Raw genomic sequence first — 22,100 nt, 5'->3', positions numbered from 1 at the left:
CATGGCTACACATTTTGTCTATTCTCATTTTTACAAATTGTTTGATTTAACATAAAAGTTTGATGACTTTTGCAGCCTGCCATTTTACGAATTGACCATACCTCGATTTAAATCAAATTTCTTCCACTTAGTAAATTATTTTGTAACAAAATTACAGATTTTGTACTATAATATGCGGACGCTTCGAAGAGAAAATCTTCAAATATTCAGACGGCCCATATTATTCATTCCCACAGCTCAAGGCCGTCTGAAGAAAACACCCAATACAAAAATCAGAAACGCGCAAACAAAATCCCTATCATATCGTTTAGCCAGGAGACCGCACATGAACCCCACTCCTATTCACCCGAAACTCGCCGAAATTACCGAGCGCATCATCGAGCGCAGCCGCCCGACGCGTGAAAAATATCTGGCGAAAATCCGTAGTGCCAAACAGATGGGACGCTTAGAGCGCAACCAACTCGGCTGCAGCAACTTGGCACACGGCTATGCCTCCATGCCTAAAAGCATCAAAATCGAAATGCTTCAGGAAACCGTCCCCAACTTAGGTATCATCACTGCCTACAACGACATGGTTTCCGCACACCAACCGTTTAAAGACTTCCCTGACCAAATCAAAGACGAAGCACAGAAAAACGGCGCGACCGCCCAAGTCGCCGGCGGTACGCCCGCCATGTGCGACGGTATTACCCAAGGCTATGCCGGTATGGAATTGTCGCTGTTCTCCCGTGATGTGATTGCCATGAGTACCGCTGTCGGTCTGTCTCATCAGATGTTTGACGGCAGTCTGTTTATGGGTGTGTGCGACAAAATCGTTCCGGGCTTAATGATCGGCGCTTTGTCTTTCGGCCATATTCCGGGCATCTTCGTTCCGGCAGGCCCGATGTCCAGCGGTATCGGTAATAAAGAAAAAGCCCGCACCCGCCAGCTTTTCGCCGAAGGTAAAGTCGGCCGCGACGCCTTGCTTGAAAGCGAAATGGGCTCTTACCACAGCCCGGGTACTTGTACCTTCTACGGTACCGCCAACTCCAACCAAATGATGATGGAAATGATGGGCGTGCACCTTCCTGCCGCCGCCTTTGTCCACCCATATACCGACCTGCGCGAAGCCCTGACCCGCTACGCTGCCGGACACCTCGCACGCGGCATTAAAAACGGCACCATCAAACCATTGGGCGAAATGTTGACCGAAAAATCCTTCATCAACGCCCTGATCGGTTTGATGGCAACCGGCGGCTCGACCAACCACACCATGCACCTCGTTGCTATGGCGCGTGCCGCAGGTGTGATTTTGAACTGGGACGACTTCGACGAAATTTCTTCCATCATCCCATTGCTGATCCGTGTGTATCCAAACGGCAAAGCCGATGTAAACCACTTTACCGCTGCCGGCGGCCTGCCTTTCGTTATCCGCGAATTGCTGGATGCAGGCTTATTGCACGACGATGTCGATACCGTCGTCGGACACGGTATGCGCCACTACACTAAAGAGCCTTTCCTCATCGACGGCAAACTCGAATGGCGCGAAGCCCCTGAAACCAGCGGCAACGACGACATCCTGCGCAAAGCCGACAATCCGTTCTCCCCGGACGGCGGTTTGCGCCTGATGAAAGGCAACATCGGTCGCGGCGTGATTAAAGTATCCGCCGTGCGCGAAGGCTGCCGCATTATCGAAGCACCTGCCATCGTATTCAACGACCAACGCGAAGTGTTGGCCGCATTTGAACGCGGCGAGTTGGAACGCGATTTCGTCTGCGTCGTCCGCTACCAAGGCCCGCGCGCCAACGGTATGCCCGAATTGCACAAACTGACCCCGCCTTTGGGCATCCTGCAAGACCGCGGCTTCAAAGTGGCGTTGCTGACCGACGGCCGTATGTCCGGCGCATCCGGCAAAGTTCCGGCCTCCATCCACATGACGCCCGAAGCCTTGATGGGCGGCAACATCGCCAAAATCCGTACCGGCGACCTGATCCGCTTCGACTCCGTTAGCGGCGAACTCAACGTCCTGATCAACGAAGCCGAATGGAACGCCCGCGAAGTCGAACGTATCGACTTGAGCGCGAACCAACAAGGTTGCGGCCGCGAACTCTTCGCCAACTTCCGCAGCATGACCAGCAGCGCAGAAACCGGCGCCATGAGCTTCGGCGGCGAATTTGCCTAAACCCTTTTCAGACGGCCTTTTAAAACAATCAGGCCGTCTGAAACCATGTTAACGAACCTATTACGATACAGTCCCCAACGGAGACCTAAAATGTCCAAACTGACCCCTCGTGAAATTCTGACTGCCGGCGCAGTTGTTCCGGTAATGGCGATTGACGACTTGAGTACTGCCGTCGATTTATCCCATGCCCTTGTCGAAGGCGGCATTCCCACCCTCGAAATTACCCTGCGCACCCCTGTCGGCCTCGACGCCATCCGCCTGATTGCCAAAGAAGTGCCCAACGCCATCGTCGGCGCAGGTACGGTAACCAATCCAGAACAGCTCAAAGCTGTCGAAGATGCAGGCGCAGTTTTCGCCATCAGCCCGGGTTTGCACGAATCCCTCGCCAAAGCCAGCCACAACAGCGGCATCCCCCTGATTCCCGGCGTTGCCACTCCGGGCGAAGTCCAACTGGCTTTGGAACACGGCATCGACACACTCAAACTCTTCCCCGCCGAAGTCGTTGGTGGCAAAGCTATGCTCAAGGCACTCTACGGCCCTTATGCCGACGTACGCTTCTGCCCAACCGGCGGCATCAGCCTGGCAACTGCACCCGAGTACTTGGCACTGCCTAATGTCTTGTGCGTCGGCGGCTCATGGCTGACTCCGAAAGAAGCCATCAAAAACAAAGACTGGGATACCATCACCCGTCTGGCTCGCGAAGCTGCCGCTTTGAAACCAAAAGCCTAATCAGGTTATTAAGTTAAAAGAGAAAAGGCCGTCTGAATATAATTTCAGACGGCCTTTTCTTTACTGCAAGCATACTGAATCAAGCATTATTCAGCTTAATATTTATCCTAACTGGCCGCATTAACACACAAAGATTCAATCTTACCTGCCCTCGGGAAGCGGATAGTGTAACGTCCTTTCTGATCAATTTCGGCAAAGCTGAAGCGGTTTTCAGGCGTATCACCATCAGCCCCTACTTCCAAAGCAATCCGTTTGCCTTTCGGGTCTTTCACAACGACACCGGAACTAACAGGCGCGAATGAAAGCACTAAACCGGCATCTGCCGAACTATTAAAACCATACACTTGGCCACGTTTAACCTGTAAGGGTTGGTCAATGCAGCCTGTTTCGTTCAGAGGCGGCATTTTTTCAGCAGAGGCAAATGCCGCGCTCCCTAATCCTAAGGCAACAATCAGAGAAAAGCTCAAATATTTCATATATTTCCTTTTAGAATTGAAATTTAAATACAAACAGATATTTAGTCCAGTATCCGCCTCATTCTAATTATCCTTTTCCCAACACTTTCCGTGCCGCTTCCACACCCCAATACAAAGCCTCTTCAAATACCGAATAGCTGCTTAAATCACTGTGTGCGAACAACAATCCGCCATTTCGGTTTCTGATTTTTAATAAAGCCTCATCGCTTAAATAGCCGGGTTTCGGTACACTCATGCCATGCCCGCGAACGGTAATGTCAACATGGGAAACGTGCCGCCAAAAGCCTTCGCCGTAAGCGGTAAGCAGATCTTGGGCGGCAAGCTGGAGCAGCTCCTCATCACTTGCCTCGAGTAGCTGGCGGCGGACGGCTTGTGGCGTATCGTGATTGAGCGCGGCGTAGGCGGTAAAAATCGTGCGTTCAGGACGGGCAACCCGAATAAGCTGGTTGGTCGCAACAACGTAGCCCAGCCCTTGGCTGCCGTAAACCACATTGTCCCACGCAAGTTCGCTGTTGTTTTTTTCTTTTGGGAAACTGTGCAGTTCGAAATTGGAAACCAGCCATGGCGCGTATTCGGGAATATCCAGACCAAATTGTTCTGGATGTTCAATAATGCGTGCGGCAACCATCAGCGGCATGGCAGAGATTACGTGTTGCGCGGTAACGGCAACGGTTTCCCCTTTTACATTATCACGCAACCACACTTCAATCCGGCCGTCTGAAAGCGGTTTGATTTTGACGGAGGAAGCATTAACCGAAGCAGGTTTCTCCAAACGGATACTGTTTTCAGACGGCCATTGCCAGCCTTCCTGCAAACCGGCATGACGGCGTAGGTTTTCAGAAAGATGCGCCAAACCTTCGGGCCAAGTGAGGACGGTTTCTGCATTGTTGCGGGCGGCAAAATAATGCAGTCCGGCAAAGGCAGACACTTGCCCGATACCTTGTCCATAATCGTCGCGGCAACAATAATCGAGATACCACAAAAGCTCGGGCGAGTTATAACCTTCTTGCTCAAGCCATTGTTTGAACGTCAGATTATCGAGTTTGCGCCATGTCTCATCTGCCGATGACAGCGCAATCGGAATAGCAAAAATTTTCTTACCGTCATCGCCGTAAGCCTGTTTCAGACGGCCTATCAAATCAAAAAACCGTTTGGAATCCGCATCTTCTCTCGGCAATAAATGTTCCACCCATTTATCCTGATACAAAAGGCGCGATTCGGGCGCATAAACCAAATCGGTTTCCCTAAAGCTGCCGTCCGACTGCAAGATACCGAAATCCGCCAACATCTCGCGCACATACACGCTTTCTTTCGACGGCAAAGCCAAATAATGCGCGCCACTCGGCGCTTTCAGGCCGTCTGAAGACGTATAGGCAGCATTGTTGCCATTGCGTTCAAACCCTTCTGCCAACAATACATCGCAGTGATTATGCTTCGCCAAATACCACAACGCCCCCAAACCCGCCACACCGCCGCCAAGTATCAACGTATTGCATTCATAACGACGGGTCGGCTGATTGAGCAATTCCCCGTCACGCAACAAATGCCCCAACGGTAAGCCGACACGGTTAATAGAAACCGGCGGTTTATGGTTGAGGTATTTGTAAGTCTGCCAAGAAAAAGCAGAAGCAGCGCCAAGCGCGGCGGTATAGCTGAGAAATTGACGGCGGGTTAGCATAATAAATTATTGCTTTTCAGTATTTTTTAGGAAAGCAAGTCATACACCCTTTTCTCTGTAAGATACCCATTATTTCCAAATGCCTTCATGTTATAGAACCGATAACACTTACTTAACCAGCAATAAATTAACATCTCCTGAAATATCAAATGGCGTATGCTTGGCGTTGAACTTTTGCCCCTCTTGCCAATATTGATAAAACTAAAATAAAGTCAAATCACTGCCTCTATTTACAACCGTCCAATCCACCTGTTCCGCCGCCAATTCCCTGCACAAGATTTCCTTCACTTTTTCCAATTTCATACCGCCGCAAATAAATGCGTCTATAGCAGCAAAACGGTGTTCCGGCCAAGTATGGATACTGATATGGGACTCGGCGAGCAGCAAAACGCCGGTTACGCCGCCTGCGCCGCCGAAGGTGTGGAAATGTTCGGTTAATATAGTCGCTTCTGTTGCCTGTGCGGCTGCTACCAAAGCGGTTTTCAGACGGCCTTGGTCTTTCAAAATAGCTTCGTTGCAACCGTATAAATCCAATAGACCATGATTACCGGGCATGTGGGTCATTTATGGCCTCCGGAATAGCCGCTTGAATAGCCTCCGTAGCTTCCTCCTGAATGAACTCGGCTACCGTCATCATCCAAATCAGACAAATCTGCATAATTCATCATCGTAACAAAAACAATCAAAGCCATTGCGCAAATAACATATCCCACTCGGGAAATACTCTGTTCGCCATTTTCATCTCTCTTCCGTCCGACTATAAAAAGAGCATAGACACCCCAACCGATAAGAAATATATCGAATAGTGCATCGAAGCCATTCATAAACAATGACGGAATATTGACGATAACCAAAATAGCAATCATCAGAAGTCGTAATTTTTCATCGATATCATCTGCACTCATTTTCACGGTGTAAGATGATATTTTATTGGTCAATTCAAATGCATCTGCAATTTCCCGATAAGCAATTGGGGCACTTCTAGTCCATGCCATTTCGTGACTGTTTAGTTCGGAGCCAATCTTACGGCTTTGTCCGTCTCGGTAATCGCTGTAATAGTTCAAATCACCGTTTCGGACACGCCAATAAAATGCTCCGCTGGCAATCCTGACTCGTCCGCCATAGTCATAAAGTTTGCCATAGCCTTGCGGTTGGCGGTTGCGGTCGAGGCGCGGCCAATCGTTCAAGGTTTCAGAAATATTCCAACCTTCATCAGCTTCAACCAGCCATAAGAAACCCTGAGTTGGGTTGTAAAGCAAATACTCTGTCCACTGCCCTTCTGGTGCCAATGTATGTTTGGCACCTTTGAACAAGTTATCAAATGTTTCCTGCGCATCTGTTTCTAAATATCGGATTGCGCCGATAACATGAAACTCTTTATTTTTCAGACGGCCTGTCGAGCCGACAGGCAAAGTAAACATCGTATTTTGGGACAAACGCAGATTGTTGGCGATAATAAGCTCCGCTTTATCTTTGCCGACTGCCAATTCGCTGCCGCAACTTTGACAGTTCAGATGGGAAGTCAGCCCGTTTACCCAATGAATGGATGAGCCGCAGTTAGGACAGTTTTCTGAAGTAGTACTACCTTTCAGACGGCCTGCGCTTTCTTTAATTTCATCTTCGTGGCGCGTGTTTTCCAGCTTCAAATCATCTAGGTTTACCATCCGCCCGAAGAAGGCTTCGGGTGTTTCGCTGCTGTAATCTAGCGTGATGAAAAGATTTTCGCAACGCCAGTCGGAAACCCGATTTTCTGTATCTTCTTTCAAAACAAACGGCAACTCACCCTGCGCAGCCGCATGTTTCAAGCTGATTTTGCGGACATCGGAGGCAATATAGTGCTTATCTTGAAAAGTCAGCTCGCTGAATCCGGCTCGCGTGTCTTCAAATTTCGGCGGATTATCGATTTCGACCGGCATGGTCATCACATATAAATCACCCGCCTCAGAAAGCCAACCTGCCCTGCCGTCGTCAAACAGCGCATACCATTCATTCCACGCACCATCGTCGTATTGCACCTGAAGCCGTCCGACCAAGGTAAAGCGTTGCGCGACAAATGTGCCGCTGGTTCCGATCTGCAGCGGACTAAAATCTTCCAGCAATGCGGAATCGCGGCCGGAGTCGACAACGCCGTTATCTTGCCGCACCAGCATGCTGTTGCAATAGCCGCACACCAGCGTCACGGCAGAAGCAGAATGCGCTTCGACAGGTGCGCCGCAGCTTGGGCAGTCGGTTTTGAAGAAAGGAGTTTGAGACATGGATTTGCTTTTCCAGAATGGGTTGGAGTGTTTCAGACGGCCTTAATGTTTATATCAACTGGTTTTATCAATGATTTCAGATTAGAAACAAACCAAATCGCCGAACGAACTCACTCAAATGACTCGAAAGGCCGTCTGAAACCTTTTCACAGAAGCAGCTCAACGCTTCTTTGAATGATATTTTTCAAACGGCCTTCAATTTGTCAACCAATCAACTGCTTCAACACTTCGGCCTTGGCTTTATCAAAATCTTCTTGCGAAATCAAACCGCCATCCAGCAAAGACTTGAGTTTCACCAATTTCGCCTGCGGATCTTCGGCAACCGGCTGAACATTTTGCTGAGCCTGTTGCGTATTCGGCTGCATCATGCCTGACATGGCACCCGCCATCGCCTGACCAATACCGGCACCTACGCCCAAACCTGCACCGATTCCGGCAAGTCCGCCTTCATTTTGTGCCGCAAGTGGGATGGATTCGGCGGTTTGATATTGGGTGTAGCGTCCCAAATCGCCGATAACGCCCATCGAAATTTTCTTATCCAACGCAGCCTGAATAGACGCGGGCAAGGAAATGCTTTCAACAGTGAAGTTTTCCAGCACCAAACCCAGCTTGGCAAATTCCGCGCCAAGCAATTCGCCGATTTTTTGCGACAGCAAAACTTGGTTCGCCGCCATATCCAAGAATGGGATACCGGAGCTGCCAAACGCGGCCGCCAATTGAGTGACTGCAATATTGCGCAACTGGTTTTCCAAATCTACACCGCTGTATTGCGCCGCCACGCCGCTGACTTCTTTGAAGAATTTTGCCGGATCACTGATACGGTAAGAATACATACCGAACGAACGCAGTTGCACCGCGCCAAACTCGGCATCGCGCACGGTAACAGGTTGGGACGTACCCCATTTACGTGCGAGCTGTTGTTTGGTATTGAAAAAGTAAACATCCGATTTAAACGGAGACTCAAAAAGCTTGTCCCAGTTTTTCAAGTTGGTCAGCACTGGCAGCGTTTGCGTATTGAGCGTGTAACGCCCCGGACCAAACACGTCGGCGGTCACGCCTTCATCGACAAACATCGCCATCTGCGCCTCACGCACAGTCAGGCTTGCACCGTTTTGGATCTCCTCATCGGCAATTGGAAAACGCCACATCAGCAGGCTGTCATCGGGATTCGGCCATTGAATAACGTCGATAAACTGTTTCTTGATAAAGTTGAACATCGCAGTTCCTTATTTGAAGAAGAAGGGATAACTTATGGGCAGTCAGGTCAATTTGCCTGGTTGGTCATATCGCTTATTTTATATAACTATAATGTCATACGATATTAACATTCAAAATGTCTTTATGCATGGGAATAGAGTGGGTTGCTCTATCTATTTTTAGTGTTAAATCCACTAGCCGACCCAGAAACATTAACATATCATTAAAATTCATGCAGACTCTGTTTTACACTATTTTTCTGCTTTTACCTGCGCTATATCATAAAAAAGACAAATACAGGTAGAAAATCATTAAACACCATACCAAGCGTTCACTACACCTGTTAATATTTACCAAATCCTAGAAATTCATCATGCTGTATTGTCAAATTATCACATTGGCTTTCATAAAGTAAAAGGAATTTATATGAAAAATTCTGCTCATTTCTGTTTTGCTGTGTTAGTACTCTCTGCTGCCGTAAGTACACAGGCTGCCCGCCCTGTTGAATTTACCGTTGGTAGCGAATATTACAACGAGACCTATCGCGAATACGAAAAAGATGGTAGTCGCTTAATGCAGCAAAAAGGCAACTTATGGTCTATTAATGCCGGCGTAAAATACCGCTTCAACGATCGCCATGCGGCAAAATTAGAAGGCCGTTATTCGCGCGGTAAAACAGATTACACAGGAAGCGTACAATATATAACTGAGGATTATATCGACGATTCAGCAAGTTATGGCTCAGCCACACTCAAAAATGCACCACGCCGCGCATACGATATCCGTGCCTTATACGAATATACACTCCCGATTAATGATCGCTTTAGCATTACTGCCGGAGCCGGCTTGGGACACCGTGTTCTGAGAGACTTAAGTAGTCGCATTGATCCTAATGATTATGACCGCAAAAACCGAACCACATATGCGCAAATCAATACCGGAGTAAATATCGCCCTTCCTGCAAACTTTGAGATATCTCCCCGCATTGCCTACAATCGTGCCGTGAAAGGCCGCCAATATTCTTACGAACCCGACCAGGTAGAAACCCGAATGAAACAAGGTGGCGGACAAGGTATTGAGGTTGAAGTACCTGTATCTAAAAAATTCGCTAACGGTTCTAAAATCACCCTGACCCCGTTCTATCGAGGCTGGAAAGTTAAAGATTCAAACTTCACCGTTACAGAAGACTATGGCTTCGTTCAATTTGGTTCAATTGAACCCAAAAACCGCACTCAAGAAACGGGTGTAAGATTGCAATACTCTTTCTAATTTGATGAACTTAAGTAGTTAAAATGTTTCAGACGGCCTTGTATATAACAGGCCGCCTGAATTTTTTGATGCTTTCAGAATTTCACTATAACGCCAATACCATCAGACATAAGACCTTATCAGTCAAAAAAATATACCGATAATTTTTCCAGGCAGGAGTCAGGATCAGCACATCTTTTGCTATCCAACCGACCATCAAAATCAAGTCAAGCAAGCAGCGTTCAAAATGCCGATCGAGATGGACACTGCACCAAACAGCGCGCCGACGGCGACATTGTTGCCGATAAGTTCTGGGGTAGCGTCTTTAATCATCATTGTTGCAGCGAAATAGACAAAAATCTGAATCACTGCTGCGGCAAGTCCCCACAGGATAAAATCGATGAAGCTGACGCTGTGTGCAATGCTTGAGGCAAGCGTCAGACAGAAACCGACCAACGCGCCGCCAAACGATAAGGCGCAGGCAAGGTTGCCGTTTTTAATCAGGCGCAATTCTTCGGCGGGGGTAATCCGCAGATATACGGCACCGAAAACTACAGTCATGGCGATACCTGCCAACATATATTGCAGGTACAGCAGATATTGGGACAGAGAAATACTCACGATAAGATTCCTTAGTTTGCAATAAAGTGATTATGCCATATTTTTGAAGATAAACCCTTCTGAAAATACGGCATTTTAGAAGCACTTCAGGCCGTCTGAAACAGCCTGATTTTTAATTCATGTTTTATTACGATAATTGTTGACGATTTTTGTATGTTTATGTAACTATTGCGCACTGCCATTTAATTAGAGTAAAGAGGAGAATTATGAGCATGCTCGCCACTATCCGCCCTAAAGAGCCTTTGCGCCATCTGCGCTGGTTTGACATGCTGATTGTTACCGCCATCCTGTTCGGTCAATTTGCCTACCGTTCTACTCAACTTTATATCGCCAGCCTGATGCCGCAAATAGAAACGGCCGCTGTTACCGAAGAGGCGCGCGATACTGCGGTAACCGGCGTGGCTTATTCGGAAAACATGAGCCTGCAATTGACGCTGCTTGCTATTGCTCTGATTTACCTCGTTATCCGCCGTTTCGACTTCAAACAGTTGCCAATTCGCTTTAATTTAGGCGTATTGTTTTGGACCCCTGTGATTTTTATCCTGATGGGTCTGACCGCCGATGCGGTGACTTCGTTAAGCGGCGGCTACAATTACTTCACCACTGAAATCTTCCAATACATCAAACCATTATCCATCTTCGACAAATTCGCTGCCCTTGCACCGATGGCCATCCTCTACGGCCTTTTAAACGGCTTTTACGAAGAATTCTGTTTCCTCGGCCTTTTAACCTGCGTGGAAGACAAATACAAATGGCAGGCATTGGCCTATTCGACCTTGGTGCGCATCTCCTTCCATACTTACCAAGGTATGCTTTGGGCGACCGTTATCGGCGTTGTTTTCGGCTTGATGTACTACTTCTTCTACAAATACAAAGTCAAAAACCTGCTGCCGTTTTTCCTGATTCACGCCTTGGCAGATATCTTCGGCTCCGGCTTCATCTATTTGATTTGCGCTTAAATGGCAACGGTTGTATGAATAAACAAGGCCGTCTGAAACATCATTTTTCAGACGGCCTTTTATTATCTATCGGTTTACTTAATCAAAGTAATTGCCACATCAGCATCTTCGGTTGCAACTGCCTCAATCACTGCATCGCCGCCAAACCGCAAAACCGAGCCTGCGCCGACAGTATGTTTTTCAGTCTGATTCAACGTTACGTCAAAGCTTCCTTTTCCAACGGCAAAAATCAGCGTTTTAAAACCCGGATGATCGTGCGGCTTAATCTGCTCCCCTTTCTTCATGTCTTTCTTAACGACCATGTAATTTTCGCCGCTGAAAATCTTACCGTTTTCGGAAGAAACCTCCCCCAAAGGCGCGGCAGAAACGGCAACGGAAAACAAAGCAGACAACAATACGGCAGAAATGTTGGATACTTTCATGACAAGCCTTTCTTAAAAACAGAACCCCCATTCTATAAAAACCCACTTTATTATTCAATAATAATTCTCATTTTCTGATAAAAAGGCCGTCTAAAACCCAACGATATTTTTCAGACGGCCTGATTGACCTGTATAATATTTTCTTATTAATAAAATCGCTTTACATACCCATCAAATGGAAACCGTCAGAAAAGACCCGCTCGGCTCGGCATGGATGGTTATTGCCGCGCTCGGCTTTACCGTCATGAACCTCTCCATCAAAGCCGCCTCAACGCAATTCGGCTTTTCCAGCGGCGAGCTGGTCTTTTGGCGCATGCTGGTCTCCACCCTGTTCTTAGGCATCATGGCCAAAGCGCAAGGCAACACATTTTCCACACCGCATTGGAAAATCCATCTCAACCGCAGCGTCATCGGCACGCTTGCCATGATGTGCACGTTTTATTCCGTCATGCACCTGCCGCTGGCAACAGGTGTCACGCTCAACTACACGTCCTCCATCTGGCTTGCCATTTTTTCATTTTTCATTTTAAAAGAACGAATTACGCTTTATACCCAAGCCATTTTGGTTATGGGCTTTATCGGCGTTATCCTCTTGCTCAACCCATCTTTTCAAGGCGGACAGGAATTTGCCGCGCTGGTCAGTTTGGCAGGCGGCGCCATGTCAGGCTGGGCGTATTTGCAGGTGCGCGAACTCTCGCTTTTGGGCGAACCGGGCTGGCGCGTGGTGTTTTATCTGTCGCTTACCGGCCTGATTATGGGCGCAGTCTGGAGCACCATCACAGGCTGGCATCCGCTGACCATCTCTTCCCTGCCCTATCTGGCCGGCATCGGTATCTCCGCCATGATTGCCCAACTGGCCATGACCCGCGCCTACAAAGTCGGCAAGAAATTTACCGTTGCCTCACTTTCCTACCTGACCGTCGTTTTCTCCGCCCTCTCCGGCGTACTGCTTTTCGGCGATAAAATCACTTGGCAGGAAGCTGTCGGCATGGTTATCATTGTCGCAGGCGGCGTGTTCAGCAGTTTTACTCCGGCCTCAATCAAAAAATTTCTGATGAAGCAATAATTTAACAAGGAGAACACCATGATTTCCATCCGCGAACAATCTTACGGCTTAAACGTAGCACTGTACAACGAATTCACTTTGGACGATTTCCGCCAATTGGAAGAAGCCTTGTTGGCCGCGAAACAAAAAGTCCATCTGCCCGACATCCTGTTAGATTTATCCATGCTGAAAGACTTCACCATCGATATGGCGGTCGAGCAAATCAAATTCCTCAACCAACATGAAACCGACTTCGGCCGCGTTGCCGTCATTACCGACGACATCTGGATTAAACTCGGCGCGCGCCTTTCCAGCCTCTTGACCAACCAACATCCCAAATATTTCAGCGACGCTGCCGAAGCACAGGCTTGGTTGTTGGCAAGCAATTTGAAATAAAGACAAGGCCGTCTGAACGCATTACCTGAGCAAGTTCAAAACCACTTAGGCTCAAAATCAACGGTATCACAATATTTTTCAAAGCATAAAAAAGGCCGTCTGAAACCTTGCAACCTGCAAAGTTTCAGACGGCCTTTCATCGTTTTTATTCAAAAACTTACATCACATCCAACACATCAATGCCCAATAATTCCAAGCCTTGTTTCAGCGTGTCGCCGGTCAGCTTCGCCAGTTGCAGGCGGCTGTTGCGGGTTGCGCCTTCTGATTTCAAAATCGGGCAGGCTTCGTAGAAGCGGCTGAACAAGGTAGCGATTTGGTAGAGGTAGGCAGCGAGGTAGTGCGGATACGCAGTATCTGCCACGCTTTGCAGTACGTCTTCAAATTTCAGCAGCTCGGTGGCCAGTTGTTTTTCCAAAGGTTCGGTCAAAACGGTTGGCGCATTTGCGTCCCATTCGCCTGCTTTGCGGAACACGCTTTGTACGCGTGTGTAGGCGTATTGCAGGTAGGGGGCGGTATTGCCTTCAAACGAAAGCATGGCATCCCAGTCGAACACATAATCGCTGGTTCGGTTTTTGCTCAAGTCTGCGTATTTGACCGCACCGATGCCGACGGTTTTGCCGATTTTACCTGCTTCGTCTGTGCCCAATTCAGGATTTTTCTCTTTCACCAAAGCTGTGGCACGTTCAACGGCTTCGGTCAGCAGGTCAACCAGTTTTACGGTGTCGCCGCTGCGTGTTTTGAACGGTTTGCCGTCTTTGCCCATCATGGTACCGAAGCCGATAAACTCGGCTTTTACATCTTCCGGCAGATAGCCTGCTTTGCGGGAAGTGGTAAAGAGTTGCTCAAAGTGCAGGGCTTGGCGGTGGTCGACGACGTACAGCAGGCGCTCGGCATGAAGCGTGCCGACGCGGTAGCGCAAACACGCCAAGTCGGTGGAAGCATAAAGGAAGCCGCCGCCTTGTTTTTGTACGATAAATGCGGCAGGTTCGCCTTCTTTGTTTTTGAACTCGTCCAAGAACACGACTTTTGCGCCGTCGTCTTCGACTGCCAAACCTTTTTCGACCAAATCATCTACCACAGGCTGCAAATCGTCGTTGTATTTAGATTCGCCTGCCACGTCTTCAGGGCGCAGTTTCAAGCCCAGCGTGTCGTAAACGGCTTGGGCGTGCGAGAGTGAAATATCGACAAACTGTTTCCACAATGCCAATACGGTTTCATCGCCGCCTTGCAGCTTCACAACGTATTCGCGTGCAGTGTCGGCAAAGGCAGGATCTTCGTCAAAGCGTACTTTGGCGGCGCGGTAAAACTGCTCCAAATCCGCCAGCTCAAACGCGGCATTGTCTTTTTGCTGCTCAACCAAATAAGCGACCAACATGCCGAACTGCGTACCCCAGTCGCCGACGTGGTTTTGGCGGATAACGGTGTTGCCCATAAATTCCAATACGCGCGAAATGCTGTCACCGATGATGCTGGAACGCAGGTGGCCGACATGCATTTCTTTGGCCAGATTAGGCGAAGAATAGTCGATAACGACGGTTTGCGGTTTGTCGGTTTTCGCTACGCCGAAACGCGCGTCGTTCAAGGCTGTCTGAATGTTTTGAGCGAGAAATTCAGGACGCAGGCGCAGGTTGATAAAGCCCGGGCCGGCGACTTCCGCGCTTTCAATCACGGCGTTGTCGGCCAATGTTTCGGCCACTTTTTGCGCCAACTCGCGCGGATTTTGTTTGGTTTTTTTCGCCGCACCCATCACGCCGTTGATTTGGAAATCGCCGAAGTCGGGATTTTTCGCCGCCTGCAATACGACGGGGCTGTCGGACAAACCGGCAGCGGCAAAGGCTGCTTGGGCTTCACGTTCGACGGTTTGGTATAAATTCATGTTGTCGGTCTCTATCAATTCAAATCAGGCGGTATTTTAAAAGAATTTCGGGCTTTAAAACAGGGCAAGCTGCAATACTTTTCCAGCGGCTTGTTATATGATTGCATTCTGATTCAACGATTTTGCTGTAAAGGCCGTCTGAAAGGAAAAGCCATGAACCCCAAAAATACGCTTTGTCTGATTGTCGATATTCAAGAACGCCTGTTGCCCGCCCTCTCCGGCGCGGACGAAATGTTGGAACGCTGCCGCCTGCTGATTCAAGGTTTGACGGCTTTGGACGTACCCTTTGCCGTAACCGAACAATATCCGAAAGGTTTGGGCAACACTGTGTCCGCCGTATCGCTGCTGTTGCCCGAAGGCACGCCTGTTGTCGAGAAAACCCGATTCTCGGCGTTTTTGCCCGAAATTCAGGAAATCTTACGCAAAAACGACATCAAAAACGTCATTTTAGTAGGTGCGGAAGCTCATATCTGTATGCTTCAGACGGCCTTGGATTTGAAGGCGCAAGGTTACGCCGTATCCCTGCCTTTTGAATGCACCGCCTCGCGCACAACGGCCAACCGCGACAATGGGTTGGCGCAACTGAGCCGTCAGGGCATTATCATTTCCAATGTCGAAAGTATTTTGTTCCAACTGCTTGGCGATGCCAAACATCCGGCTTTTAAGACTATCTCCAAACTGATTCAATAAAAGGCCGTCCGAAATGCAATACACCATCCGCCCTGCCCTGCGCCAAGACTTGCCCGCCATCGTCGATATTTACAACAGCACCGTGGCCACGCGCCAATCCACGGCCGATTTGTCGCCGACCACGGTTGCCGAACGCGAAATGTGGTTTGCCGCGCACACGGACAAACGCCCGATTTACGCCCTTTACGATGCCGACGGCACCGTATTGGCCTGGGGCAGTTTCAGCGATTACCATCCGCGCTACGCCTACCACATCAGCGCGGAAGTCAGCGTTTATGTCCGCCACGATATGCGCGGCGCAGGCGTGGGCAAAATCCTGTTGCGGCACATGCTCGAACGCGCGCCGTCCTTAGACATCCGCAACGTCATCGCGCTTGTGTTCGGCCACAACTATCCGAGCATGAACCTGTTTCACCGTTTCGGTTTTGAAGAATGGGGGCGGCTGCCGCAAGTCTGCGATTTGGACACCATGTTGGCAGACGTGGTGATTTTGGGCAAAAGGATTGTGGATTGATGACGACAAAGGCCGTCTGAAAACTGAATTCAGACGGCCTTTTTTACGGCAAAACCTTTATTCCGGTTTCTTCGCCAGCATGGTAACGAATTTGAACTGAATCGGATTGCCGAATTCGTCTTTCGCGTGCATCGAGCCCAGCTCTTCCTTGTATTCCACCAATTCCCAATCTTTATAGTATTCGCGCAGTTCACCCTCTCCAAACTTGAACGGGAACGGCATCGGGCAAGGGAAATCTTCCGTATCCATCGCAGACACGATCAGGTTGTAGCCGCCGGGGTTGGTGTGTTCCTTCATATTGGCAATCACGTCAGGAACGTAACGCGGCATCAGGAACATAAACACCACGGTCGCCACCATATAATCGAAGTTTTCCTGAATATTGGCGGCGTTGAGGTCGTATTCAAACGCGCGGACATTCAACTCTTCGATACGCGCCAGCTCTTCCACGTTTTGAACCGCGTTCGGATTATTATCGACAGCGGTAACGTCAAAACCTTTCAAACCCAAATACAGCGCATTGCGGCCCTGACCGCAGCCCATATCCAAAACCTTGCCGACGGGCACAATGCCTTCAGAGGCGCGGACGGCCGAATGTGTCGCGCTCATGCCGTATTTCTTATTGAAATAGTCTGCCGCCTCGCAGTAAAACGACAGTTGGATTTCCGTGTCTTGCGTTTGCGGCGCGATAAAGTGCCATGCTTGCGGATGGATAATCCAATCGCCACTTTCAGGCGTCAGCTCGTGCGTGGCCGTAATATTGCCCGCTTCGTCCAATTCATTGAAGTTCAGACGGCCTTGGAGGACATTGAGGCAGCCCCAAGTACCGGCGGCGGTATTGTGTTTGGACAACAAAGCTTCGGGAATCTCGTCCGCCATCCACACCGGCATCTGTTTGTAACAAAACAATTCTTGCTGTTCGCTCATCATGTTTCCTTTCTATTTTGACGGTTTCAACACAGCTTCTGCCAAGGCTTTCTGAATGGCAATCACGCTCTTGTCGCTTTTAAATTGCAAGGTTTCGGTCGGCGCTTCGCCGGAAGAAACCCAAATCTTCAGCTCGGCATCCAAATCGAAATGACCCGAGGTTTCCACCGAAAAGCGCGAGACGGAACGGTACGGAATCGAACGGTAAGACACTTTCTTGCCGGTCAAACCCTGTTTATCCACCAACACCAGCCGATATTCGGTAAACACAATCAAATCGCGCACCAGGCTGAATGCCATTTTTACCTGTTCGCCATCAATCAGGATATTCGCCAAATCGCGTTCCACCGCATCGGCGTCTTTTTGCGAAGCATTGCCCAAAAGGCCACTGAACAATCCCATATCTGCCTGCTTTCTATACGAGTGATAAGTGCAGGGTATTTTACACGCGCAAACCGTATTTGCCGATATTTCAGACGGCCTTATGTTATGATACCGCCTTATTCGACAAAGACATGCCCATGGATAAACCCGTTTACCTCTATACCGACGGCGCATGCAAAGGCAACCCCGGCGCAGGCGGCTGGGGAGTATTTATGCGCTACGGCACACACGAAAAAGAATTGTTCGGCGGCGAAGTGGAAACCACCAACAACCGCATGGAGCTGACCGCCGTCATCGAAGGCCTGAAATCCTTAAAACGCCGCTGCCAAGTCGTTATCTGCACCGACTCGCAATACGTCAAAAACGGCATGGAAAGCTGGATACACGGTTGGAAAAAAAACGGCTGGAAAACCGCCGCCAAAAAACCGGTTAAAAACGATGATTTATGGAAAGAACTGGACAATCTGGTTCAACAACACGATGTCCGCTGGACGTGGGTAAAAGGCCATGCCGGACACCCTGAAAACGAAAAAGCTGACGAGCTTGCCAATCAAGGGGCGGCAAAATTTTTATAACACTTCAGCCATAACGGTCCTAAAACATCTCAAGCCGCTATTTTGGATTGCCATCATTGCATTGATTTGTATGACGCCCATAGCGCTTATGTTCGCCTATTCGCCCTTTCATGATGTCAATGATTTTTTTCGCTTTGGCTTGTGTGATCACGTTAAGAGTGCCGAAGAATGTGCCGACTGAATCACGCCCTCCTATTTATTTTGGTGGTTTATACCTAAACCGTGGCTTTTCGCATTCATATCTCTGACTGCCATTTACCTCGTTCTAAAAATCCTGATTGAAATCATCCGATTCCTATTCAGACTGAGAAAGAAAAAACCATGACCTGCCCCATCTGCACTGCCGACAACGAAGACATTTTGCTGCAAACGCTAAACCTGCGCGTTATCGCCGTCCACAACGAAGCCGGCGCACCCGCATTCTGCCGCGTTATTTGGAATAACCATGTTTCCGAGATGACCGACCTTTCCTCTGCCGAACGCAACGAAATCATGGAAATGGTGTATCAGGTTGAAGCCGCAATGCGCCAAGTCTTCCACCCGGCCAAAATCAATTTGGCCAGCCTCGGCAATGTTGTGCCCCACCTGCATTGGCACGTCATCGCCCGCTTTGAAAACGATGCCAACTTCCCCGCGCCGATTTGGGCCGCGCCCGTACGCGAACACGGCATGACCTTGCCCGAAAATTGGCCGCAACAAATCAAAAACTTAATTGCTTAAACTTTCAGACGGCCTGTAAGGTCCGACACGCCAAGTTCAGGCCGTCTGAACATATAACGAAAGGAAAACCTCAATGAACTCCACCACGCGCCGCCATTTCCTGCGTACCTGCTCTGCCGCGGCAGGCGCAGGGTTGTTGCAAGCCTGCGGCACAGGCACGACCACCACGCCGCAAACTAAAACCACATCTACCACCGCGAAAGCCAAAACCGTGCAACCTAAGCAATCCCATCCGCCACGTTCCGGCGACAACCTCCTGCGCGTTGTTGCGCCGTCAGGCTTCGCCGAAGACCCCAACCGCGTAACCACCGGCCTGACCCGCCTCTACAATGCAGGCTTTACCGTGACCAACCAACAGGCAGGCAGCCGCCGTTACCAACGCTTTGCCGGCAGCGACGCCCAACGTGCCGCCGACTTCCAAGACGTTGCCAGCGGTCGTGTCGAAACGCCCAAAGTCTTGATGGGCCTGCGCGGCGGCTACGGCGCGGCACGCATCCTGCCGCAAATCGACTTTGCCTCACTCGGCGCCAGAATGCGCGAACGCGGCACATTGTTCTTCGGTTTCAGCGACGTGTGCGCCGTCCAACTCGCCCTGTTGGCCAAAGGCAATATGATGAGCTTTGCAGGCCCGATGGTGTATAGCGAATTCGGCAAAGCAGACCCCAGCGTCTTTACCATGGATTCCTTTATCCGCAGCACGACCAACAACGTCAACATCGTTGATGTCCCAACCATCCAACGTGCTGATGTCAACGTAGAAGGCACATTGTGGGGCGGCAACCTCAGCGTGCTCGCCTCCCTCGCCGGCACGCCCTACATGCCCGACATTCAAGGCGGCATCCTCTTTATCGAAGACGTCAGCGAGCAACCCTACCGCATCGAGCGCATGCTCAATACGCTTTATCTGTCAGGTGTTTTGCAAAAACAACGCGCCATCATCTTCGGCGATTTCCGCATGGGCACCATCCGCGACGTGTACGACTCCAGCTACGACTTCTCCGCCGTCGTCAACCACATTTCGCGCACCGCCAAGATTCCTGTGTTGACCGGCTTCCCATTCGGCCACATCACCAACAAAACCACTTTCCCGTTGGGCGCGCATGCCAAAGTCCGCAGTACCGGCAACGGCGGTTATTCCGTAACCTTCAGCGGCTACCCGACGCTGAACCCGTCAGCGCTGACACTCGACAGCCTGCTGCCGCCTCCTGTTCCGACTTACGACAGCACCATCTACCGCGACAGCATCACTGAAGAAGTGACCGAATAAGGCTTGTTCAAATAAAAAGGCCGTCTGAAACCCAGTTTCAGACGGCCTTTTTATATCTTCATCTTAACCGTAACGTCGTTGGAAATCTTTCATAAAGTCAGCCAACGCGTTCACACCTTCAAGCGGCATCGCATTGTAAATGCTGGCACGCATACCGCCGACGGTTTTATAACCCTTGAGCAGGCACAAGCCCTGCAATTCGGCTTCCAACACAAAGCGGCGATCCAAGTCTTCGCTTGCAGTTTTGAAGACCACGTTCATTTTGGAGCGCGCATCAGGATGGATATCGTTGATGTAAAAACCGCCGCTGCCGTCTATCGTCTCATACAAGGTTTGCGCCTTTATTCGATTGACCGCTTCAATTTTTTTCACACCGCCCTGCGTTTGCAGCCAGCGGAACACCAAGCCCGACATATAAATCGCATAAGTGGAAGGCGTGTTGTACATACCGTCGCGGTTGATGTGCGAACGGTAGTTGAACACATCGGGAATATCGTTCGGACAACGCTCCAGCAAATCCTCGCGGATAATGACCACGGTCGCACCGGCAGGGCCGATATTTTTTTGTGCGCCGGCATAAATCAAGCCGTAGTCGGACACATTAAACTCACGCGACAAAATCTCGCTCGACATATCGCACACCAGCGGCGGCAGGCCGTCTGAAAGTTTGGGAACGTTTTGATACTGCAAGCCGTTTACGGTTTCATTAATCGCAAAATGAACAAACGCGGAATTCGGGTTGACATCCCAATCCTCCACAGCAGGCAGGTTTTTATAGGCATATTGCTCGCCGCCATGCGCGGTCAAACGGATTTCGGCATTGCTCAAACGGCTCATCTGTTCATAGGCAATACGGCTCCAGTTGCCCGTTACCACCGCATCGGCAGTCGCAAAACCGTGCGCCAAATTCATGGCTACCATATTAAATTGCGTGGTCGCACCGCCCTGTAAAAACAGGATTTTATAGTTGGACGGAATATTCAAAAGCTGGCGCAAGTCTTGTTCGGCATGATGCAGAATACTCAAAAACATATCCGAACGGTGGCTCATCGCCATCACGGGAAAACCCGTACCGTTGTAGTCGAGCATTTCCTGTTGCGCGGTACGCAATACGGCTTCCGGCAATACGGCAGGACCTGCGGAAAAATTGTAAATCGGGTGTGCGGACATGGCGGCCTTCTTTCTTATTCGGTGGGTATGAAGAAATTGTAGAACCGCCTTGCACATTGTGCAAGCACGAAAAATCTGGAAATACAAGGCCGTCTGAAAATAAAGCAATACCAATTATTTGTTTTTCAAAACAATTTCATAAGTACTATATCAAAACTTGTCAACAATTTCCTTTTCAGACGGTCTCACCCCTATCCTTCCATTTACGCAATCACTTCAAAAAATCCACGCCAAATCAACACTTTTCTTTTATCTTGAAAACAGTTATAATAGGCCAATTTTTCAAATCACACGAAAAATGGCCGCGCGGCCATTTTTTTGTTTATGTACTTCTGGAGAAGCATGGATATTCAAAGCATTCTTGATAAAACCCTGCCCGGCTTGGGCTACGAGCTGGTCGATTTCGAACTGACCGCACAAGGCGATTTACGCGTTTTCATCGATAAAGAAGGCGGCATCACCGTCGAAGACTGCGCCACTGTCAGCAACCATCTGAGCCGCGTGTTTATGGTTGAAGACATCGACTACAAACGTTTGGAAATCTCCAGCCCTGGCCTTGACCGTCCGCTGAAAAAAGCCGCCGACTTCGTGCGCTTTGCCGGCCAGAACGCCAAAATCAAAACACGCCTGCCGATTGATGGTCAGAAAAACTTCATCGGCCGCATCGAATCTTGCGAAAACGACATTGTTACCGTCTCTTTCGACGGCAAAACTGCCCAAATCGAATTGAGCAACATCGACAAAGCCCGTTTGCGCCCCGAATTTAAATTTTAAAAACCGATTACTTGGA

The 22,100-nt window shown here is 49.5% G+C and carries 23 protein-coding genes; 12 read left to right on the top strand and 11 right to left on the bottom strand.

The genetic code is table 11. The annotated features are described in order from the left end of the window. Window positions 1–325: 325 nt before the first annotated feature. A complete protein-coding gene (edd, locus tag HMPREF2865_RS03035) occupies window positions 326–2,161 on the top strand; it encodes a phosphogluconate dehydratase (RefSeq protein WP_070645522.1) in 1,836 nt (611 codons plus the stop codon). A gap of 90 nt (window positions 2,162–2,251) precedes the next feature. Continuing rightward, window positions 2,252–2,890, top strand: coding sequence for a bifunctional 4-hydroxy-2-oxoglutarate aldolase/2-dehydro-3-deoxy-phosphogluconate aldolase (locus HMPREF2865_RS03030; RefSeq protein WP_003745733.1), 639 nt, complete (start codon window positions 2,252–2,254; stop codon window positions 2,888–2,890). A 107-nt stretch (window positions 2,891–2,997) separates the two neighbouring features. On the opposite strand, the gene HMPREF2865_RS03025 is transcribed toward HMPREF2865_RS03030, so the two are convergent. From HMPREF2865_RS03025 to HMPREF2865_RS03005, 5 genes are all read right to left on the bottom strand, one after another. Beyond that, on the bottom strand, window positions 2,998–3,366 hold the full coding sequence (locus HMPREF2865_RS03025; protein WP_070645520.1) for a hypothetical protein: 369 nt from the start codon (window positions 3,364–3,366) through the stop codon (window positions 2,998–3,000). A gap of 67 nt (window positions 3,367–3,433) precedes the next feature. After that, on the bottom strand, window positions 3,434–5,044 hold the full coding sequence (locus HMPREF2865_RS03020) for an NAD(P)-binding protein (protein ID WP_070645518.1): 1,611 nt from the start codon (window positions 5,042–5,044) through the stop codon (window positions 3,434–3,436). A gap of 201 nt (window positions 5,045–5,245) precedes the next feature. Continuing rightward, window positions 5,246–5,608, bottom strand: a complete 363-nt coding sequence (gene speD / locus HMPREF2865_RS03015) for an adenosylmethionine decarboxylase (RefSeq protein ID WP_070645516.1) — start codon at window positions 5,606–5,608, stop codon at window positions 5,246–5,248. Beyond that, window positions 5,605–7,299 (bottom strand): DUF4178 domain-containing protein, encoded by a 1,695-nt coding sequence (locus HMPREF2865_RS03010; protein ID WP_070645513.1) that lies wholly within the window; start codon window positions 7,297–7,299, stop codon window positions 5,605–5,607. The genes speD and HMPREF2865_RS03010 overlap by 4 nt, the downstream gene beginning before the upstream one ends. Before the next feature lie 203 nt (window positions 7,300–7,502). After that, entirely contained in the window at window positions 7,503–8,516 is a 1,014-nt protein-coding gene (locus HMPREF2865_RS03005; protein WP_070645511.1) for an SPFH domain-containing protein, read from the bottom strand. Between the two features lie 406 nt (window positions 8,517–8,922). Here HMPREF2865_RS03005 and HMPREF2865_RS03000 point away from each other — a divergent pair, with 406 nt between their 5' ends. Next, window positions 8,923–9,765, top strand: a complete 843-nt coding sequence (locus HMPREF2865_RS03000; protein WP_070645509.1) for an outer membrane beta-barrel protein — start codon at window positions 8,923–8,925, stop codon at window positions 9,763–9,765. A gap of 201 nt (window positions 9,766–9,966) precedes the next feature. On the opposite strand, the gene HMPREF2865_RS02995 is transcribed toward HMPREF2865_RS03000, so the two are convergent. Then, window positions 9,967–10,365, bottom strand: coding sequence for a DUF350 domain-containing protein (locus HMPREF2865_RS02995; protein ID WP_210389033.1), 399 nt, complete (start codon window positions 10,363–10,365; stop codon window positions 9,967–9,969). A 206-nt stretch (window positions 10,366–10,571) separates the two neighbouring features. On the opposite strand from HMPREF2865_RS02995, the gene HMPREF2865_RS02990 reads away from it, so the two are divergent. Further along, complete coding sequence (locus HMPREF2865_RS02990) at window positions 10,572–11,324, top strand: CPBP family glutamic-type intramembrane protease (protein WP_070645507.1); 753 nt, start codon at window positions 10,572–10,574, stop codon at window positions 11,322–11,324. Window positions 11,325–11,398: 74 nt separating this feature from the next. Here the strand turns inward: HMPREF2865_RS02990 and HMPREF2865_RS02985 are convergent, their stop codons facing one another. Then, window positions 11,399–11,746 carry a cupin domain-containing protein gene (locus HMPREF2865_RS02985; RefSeq protein WP_003686176.1) on the bottom strand — a complete coding sequence of 116 codons (348 nt, stop codon included), beginning with the start codon at window positions 11,744–11,746 and terminating at the stop codon, window positions 11,399–11,401. Between the two features lie 175 nt (window positions 11,747–11,921). Here HMPREF2865_RS02985 and HMPREF2865_RS02980 point away from each other — a divergent pair, with 175 nt between their 5' ends. Both HMPREF2865_RS02980 and HMPREF2865_RS02975 read left to right on the top strand, forming a co-directional pair. Continuing rightward, a complete protein-coding gene (locus tag HMPREF2865_RS02980) occupies window positions 11,922–12,812 on the top strand; it encodes a DMT family transporter (protein WP_070645504.1) in 891 nt (296 codons plus the stop codon). An 18-nt stretch (window positions 12,813–12,830) separates the two neighbouring features. Next, window positions 12,831–13,187 carry a SpoIIAA family protein gene (locus tag HMPREF2865_RS02975; protein WP_003678720.1) on the top strand — a complete coding sequence of 119 codons (357 nt, stop codon included), beginning with the start codon at window positions 12,831–12,833 and terminating at the stop codon, window positions 13,185–13,187. Window positions 13,188–13,344: 157 nt separating this feature from the next. Here HMPREF2865_RS02975 and argS read toward each other — a convergent pair whose 3' ends face one another. After that, window positions 13,345–15,063, bottom strand: coding sequence for an arginine--tRNA ligase (argS, locus tag HMPREF2865_RS02970; protein ID WP_070645502.1), 1,719 nt, complete (start codon window positions 15,061–15,063; stop codon window positions 13,345–13,347). A 153-nt stretch (window positions 15,064–15,216) separates the two neighbouring features. Between argS and HMPREF2865_RS02965 the strand changes: the two genes are divergently transcribed. Both HMPREF2865_RS02965 and HMPREF2865_RS02960 read left to right on the top strand, forming a co-directional pair. Further along, window positions 15,217–15,753, top strand: a complete 537-nt coding sequence (locus HMPREF2865_RS02965) for an isochorismatase family protein (RefSeq protein WP_036473210.1) — start codon at window positions 15,217–15,219, stop codon at window positions 15,751–15,753. A gap of 13 nt (window positions 15,754–15,766) precedes the next feature. Next, a complete protein-coding gene (locus HMPREF2865_RS02960; RefSeq protein WP_070645500.1) occupies window positions 15,767–16,267 on the top strand; it encodes a GNAT family N-acetyltransferase in 501 nt (166 codons plus the stop codon). A gap of 57 nt (window positions 16,268–16,324) precedes the next feature. On the opposite strand, the gene tehB is transcribed toward HMPREF2865_RS02960, so the two are convergent. Then, window positions 16,325–17,194: an SAM-dependent methyltransferase TehB gene (gene tehB / locus HMPREF2865_RS02955; RefSeq protein ID WP_070645498.1), complete on the bottom strand. Its 870-nt coding sequence runs from the start codon at window positions 17,192–17,194 to the stop codon at window positions 16,325–16,327. Between the two features lie 12 nt (window positions 17,195–17,206). Continuing rightward, the gene (locus tag HMPREF2865_RS02950; protein WP_003678731.1) at window positions 17,207–17,596 is read right to left on the bottom strand and encodes a PH domain-containing protein; all 390 of its coding nucleotides are present in this window, start codon (window positions 17,594–17,596) and stop codon (window positions 17,207–17,209) included. A 119-nt stretch (window positions 17,597–17,715) separates the two neighbouring features. Here HMPREF2865_RS02950 and rnhA point away from each other — a divergent pair, with 119 nt between their 5' ends. The 3 genes from rnhA to HMPREF2865_RS02935 all read left to right on the top strand — a co-directional run bounded on the left by rnhA (window position 17,716) and on the right by HMPREF2865_RS02935 (window position 20,140). Next, on the top strand, window positions 17,716–18,153 hold the full coding sequence (gene rnhA / locus HMPREF2865_RS02945; protein WP_070645496.1) for a ribonuclease HI: 438 nt from the start codon (window positions 17,716–17,718) through the stop codon (window positions 18,151–18,153). Window positions 18,154–18,474: 321 nt separating this feature from the next. Beyond that, entirely contained in the window at window positions 18,475–18,873 is a 399-nt protein-coding gene (locus HMPREF2865_RS02940) for an HIT family protein (RefSeq protein WP_070645494.1), read from the top strand. Between the two features lie 73 nt (window positions 18,874–18,946). Further along, window positions 18,947–20,140: an LD-carboxypeptidase gene (locus HMPREF2865_RS02935; protein ID WP_070645491.1), complete on the top strand. Its 1,194-nt coding sequence runs from the start codon at window positions 18,947–18,949 to the stop codon at window positions 20,138–20,140. A 63-nt stretch (window positions 20,141–20,203) separates the two neighbouring features. Here HMPREF2865_RS02935 and serC read toward each other — a convergent pair whose 3' ends face one another. Further along, window positions 20,204–21,310 (bottom strand): phosphoserine transaminase, encoded by a 1,107-nt coding sequence (gene serC, locus HMPREF2865_RS02930; RefSeq protein ID WP_070645489.1) that lies wholly within the window; start codon window positions 21,308–21,310, stop codon window positions 20,204–20,206. Between the two features lie 342 nt (window positions 21,311–21,652). Here serC and rimP point away from each other — a divergent pair, with 342 nt between their 5' ends. Further along, the gene (gene rimP, locus HMPREF2865_RS02925; protein WP_003685973.1) at window positions 21,653–22,084 is read left to right on the top strand and encodes a ribosome maturation factor RimP; all 432 of its coding nucleotides are present in this window, start codon (window positions 21,653–21,655) and stop codon (window positions 22,082–22,084) included. Window positions 22,085–22,100 lie beyond the last annotated feature (16 nt).

It is taken from the genome of Neisseria sp. HMSC073G10 (assembly GCF_001812605.1).
Classification (GTDB): domain Bacteria; phylum Pseudomonadota; class Gammaproteobacteria; order Burkholderiales; family Neisseriaceae; genus Neisseria; species Neisseria subflava_A.
Note: the sequence above shows the minus strand (reverse complement) of the source record. Positions and strands in the feature narration are given on the sequence as shown.

What these genes read in the sequence shown, in the direction of transcription:
- edd (WP_070645522.1), top strand. Translation starts at nt 326, where the DNA reads ATGAACCCCACTCCTATTCACCCGAAACTCGCCGAAATTACCGAGCGC.
- HMPREF2865_RS03030 (WP_003745733.1), top strand. Translation starts at nt 2,252, where the DNA reads ATGTCCAAACTGACCCCTCGTGAAATTCTGACTGCCGGCGCAGTTGTT.
- HMPREF2865_RS03025 (WP_070645520.1), bottom strand. Translation starts at nt 3,366, where the DNA reads ATGAAATATTTGAGCTTTTCTCTGATTGTTGCCTTAGGATTAGGGAGC.
- HMPREF2865_RS03020 (WP_070645518.1), bottom strand. Translation starts at nt 5,044, where the DNA reads ATGCTAACCCGCCGTCAATTTCTCAGCTATACCGCCGCGCTTGGCGCT.
- speD (WP_070645516.1), bottom strand. Translation starts at nt 5,608, where the DNA reads ATGACCCACATGCCCGGTAATCATGGTCTATTGGATTTATACGGTTGC.
- HMPREF2865_RS03010 (WP_070645513.1), bottom strand. Translation starts at nt 7,299, where the DNA reads ATGTCTCAAACTCCTTTCTTCAAAACCGACTGCCCAAGCTGCGGCGCA.
- HMPREF2865_RS03005 (WP_070645511.1), bottom strand. Translation starts at nt 8,516, where the DNA reads ATGTTCAACTTTATCAAGAAACAGTTTATCGACGTTATTCAATGGCCG.
- HMPREF2865_RS03000 (WP_070645509.1), top strand. Translation starts at nt 8,923, where the DNA reads ATGAAAAATTCTGCTCATTTCTGTTTTGCTGTGTTAGTACTCTCTGCT.
- HMPREF2865_RS02990 (WP_070645507.1), top strand. Translation starts at nt 10,572, where the DNA reads ATGAGCATGCTCGCCACTATCCGCCCTAAAGAGCCTTTGCGCCATCTG.
- HMPREF2865_RS02985 (WP_003686176.1), bottom strand. Translation starts at nt 11,746, where the DNA reads ATGAAAGTATCCAACATTTCTGCCGTATTGTTGTCTGCTTTGTTTTCC.
- HMPREF2865_RS02980 (WP_070645504.1), top strand. Translation starts at nt 11,922, where the DNA reads ATGGAAACCGTCAGAAAAGACCCGCTCGGCTCGGCATGGATGGTTATT.
- HMPREF2865_RS02975 (WP_003678720.1), top strand. Translation starts at nt 12,831, where the DNA reads ATGATTTCCATCCGCGAACAATCTTACGGCTTAAACGTAGCACTGTAC.
- argS (WP_070645502.1), bottom strand. Translation starts at nt 15,063, where the DNA reads ATGAATTTATACCAAACCGTCGAACGTGAAGCCCAAGCAGCCTTTGCC.
- HMPREF2865_RS02965 (WP_036473210.1), top strand. Translation starts at nt 15,217, where the DNA reads ATGAACCCCAAAAATACGCTTTGTCTGATTGTCGATATTCAAGAACGC.
- HMPREF2865_RS02960 (WP_070645500.1), top strand. Translation starts at nt 15,767, where the DNA reads ATGCAATACACCATCCGCCCTGCCCTGCGCCAAGACTTGCCCGCCATC.
- tehB (WP_070645498.1), bottom strand. Translation starts at nt 17,194, where the DNA reads ATGAGCGAACAGCAAGAATTGTTTTGTTACAAACAGATGCCGGTGTGG.
- HMPREF2865_RS02950 (WP_003678731.1), bottom strand. Translation starts at nt 17,596, where the DNA reads ATGGGATTGTTCAGTGGCCTTTTGGGCAATGCTTCGCAAAAAGACGCC.
- rnhA (WP_070645496.1), top strand. Translation starts at nt 17,716, where the DNA reads ATGGATAAACCCGTTTACCTCTATACCGACGGCGCATGCAAAGGCAAC.
- HMPREF2865_RS02940 (WP_070645494.1), top strand. Translation starts at nt 18,475, where the DNA reads ATGACCTGCCCCATCTGCACTGCCGACAACGAAGACATTTTGCTGCAA.
- HMPREF2865_RS02935 (WP_070645491.1), top strand. Translation starts at nt 18,947, where the DNA reads ATGAACTCCACCACGCGCCGCCATTTCCTGCGTACCTGCTCTGCCGCG.
- serC (WP_070645489.1), bottom strand. Translation starts at nt 21,310, where the DNA reads ATGTCCGCACACCCGATTTACAATTTTTCCGCAGGTCCTGCCGTATTG.
- rimP (WP_003685973.1), top strand. Translation starts at nt 21,653, where the DNA reads ATGGATATTCAAAGCATTCTTGATAAAACCCTGCCCGGCTTGGGCTAC.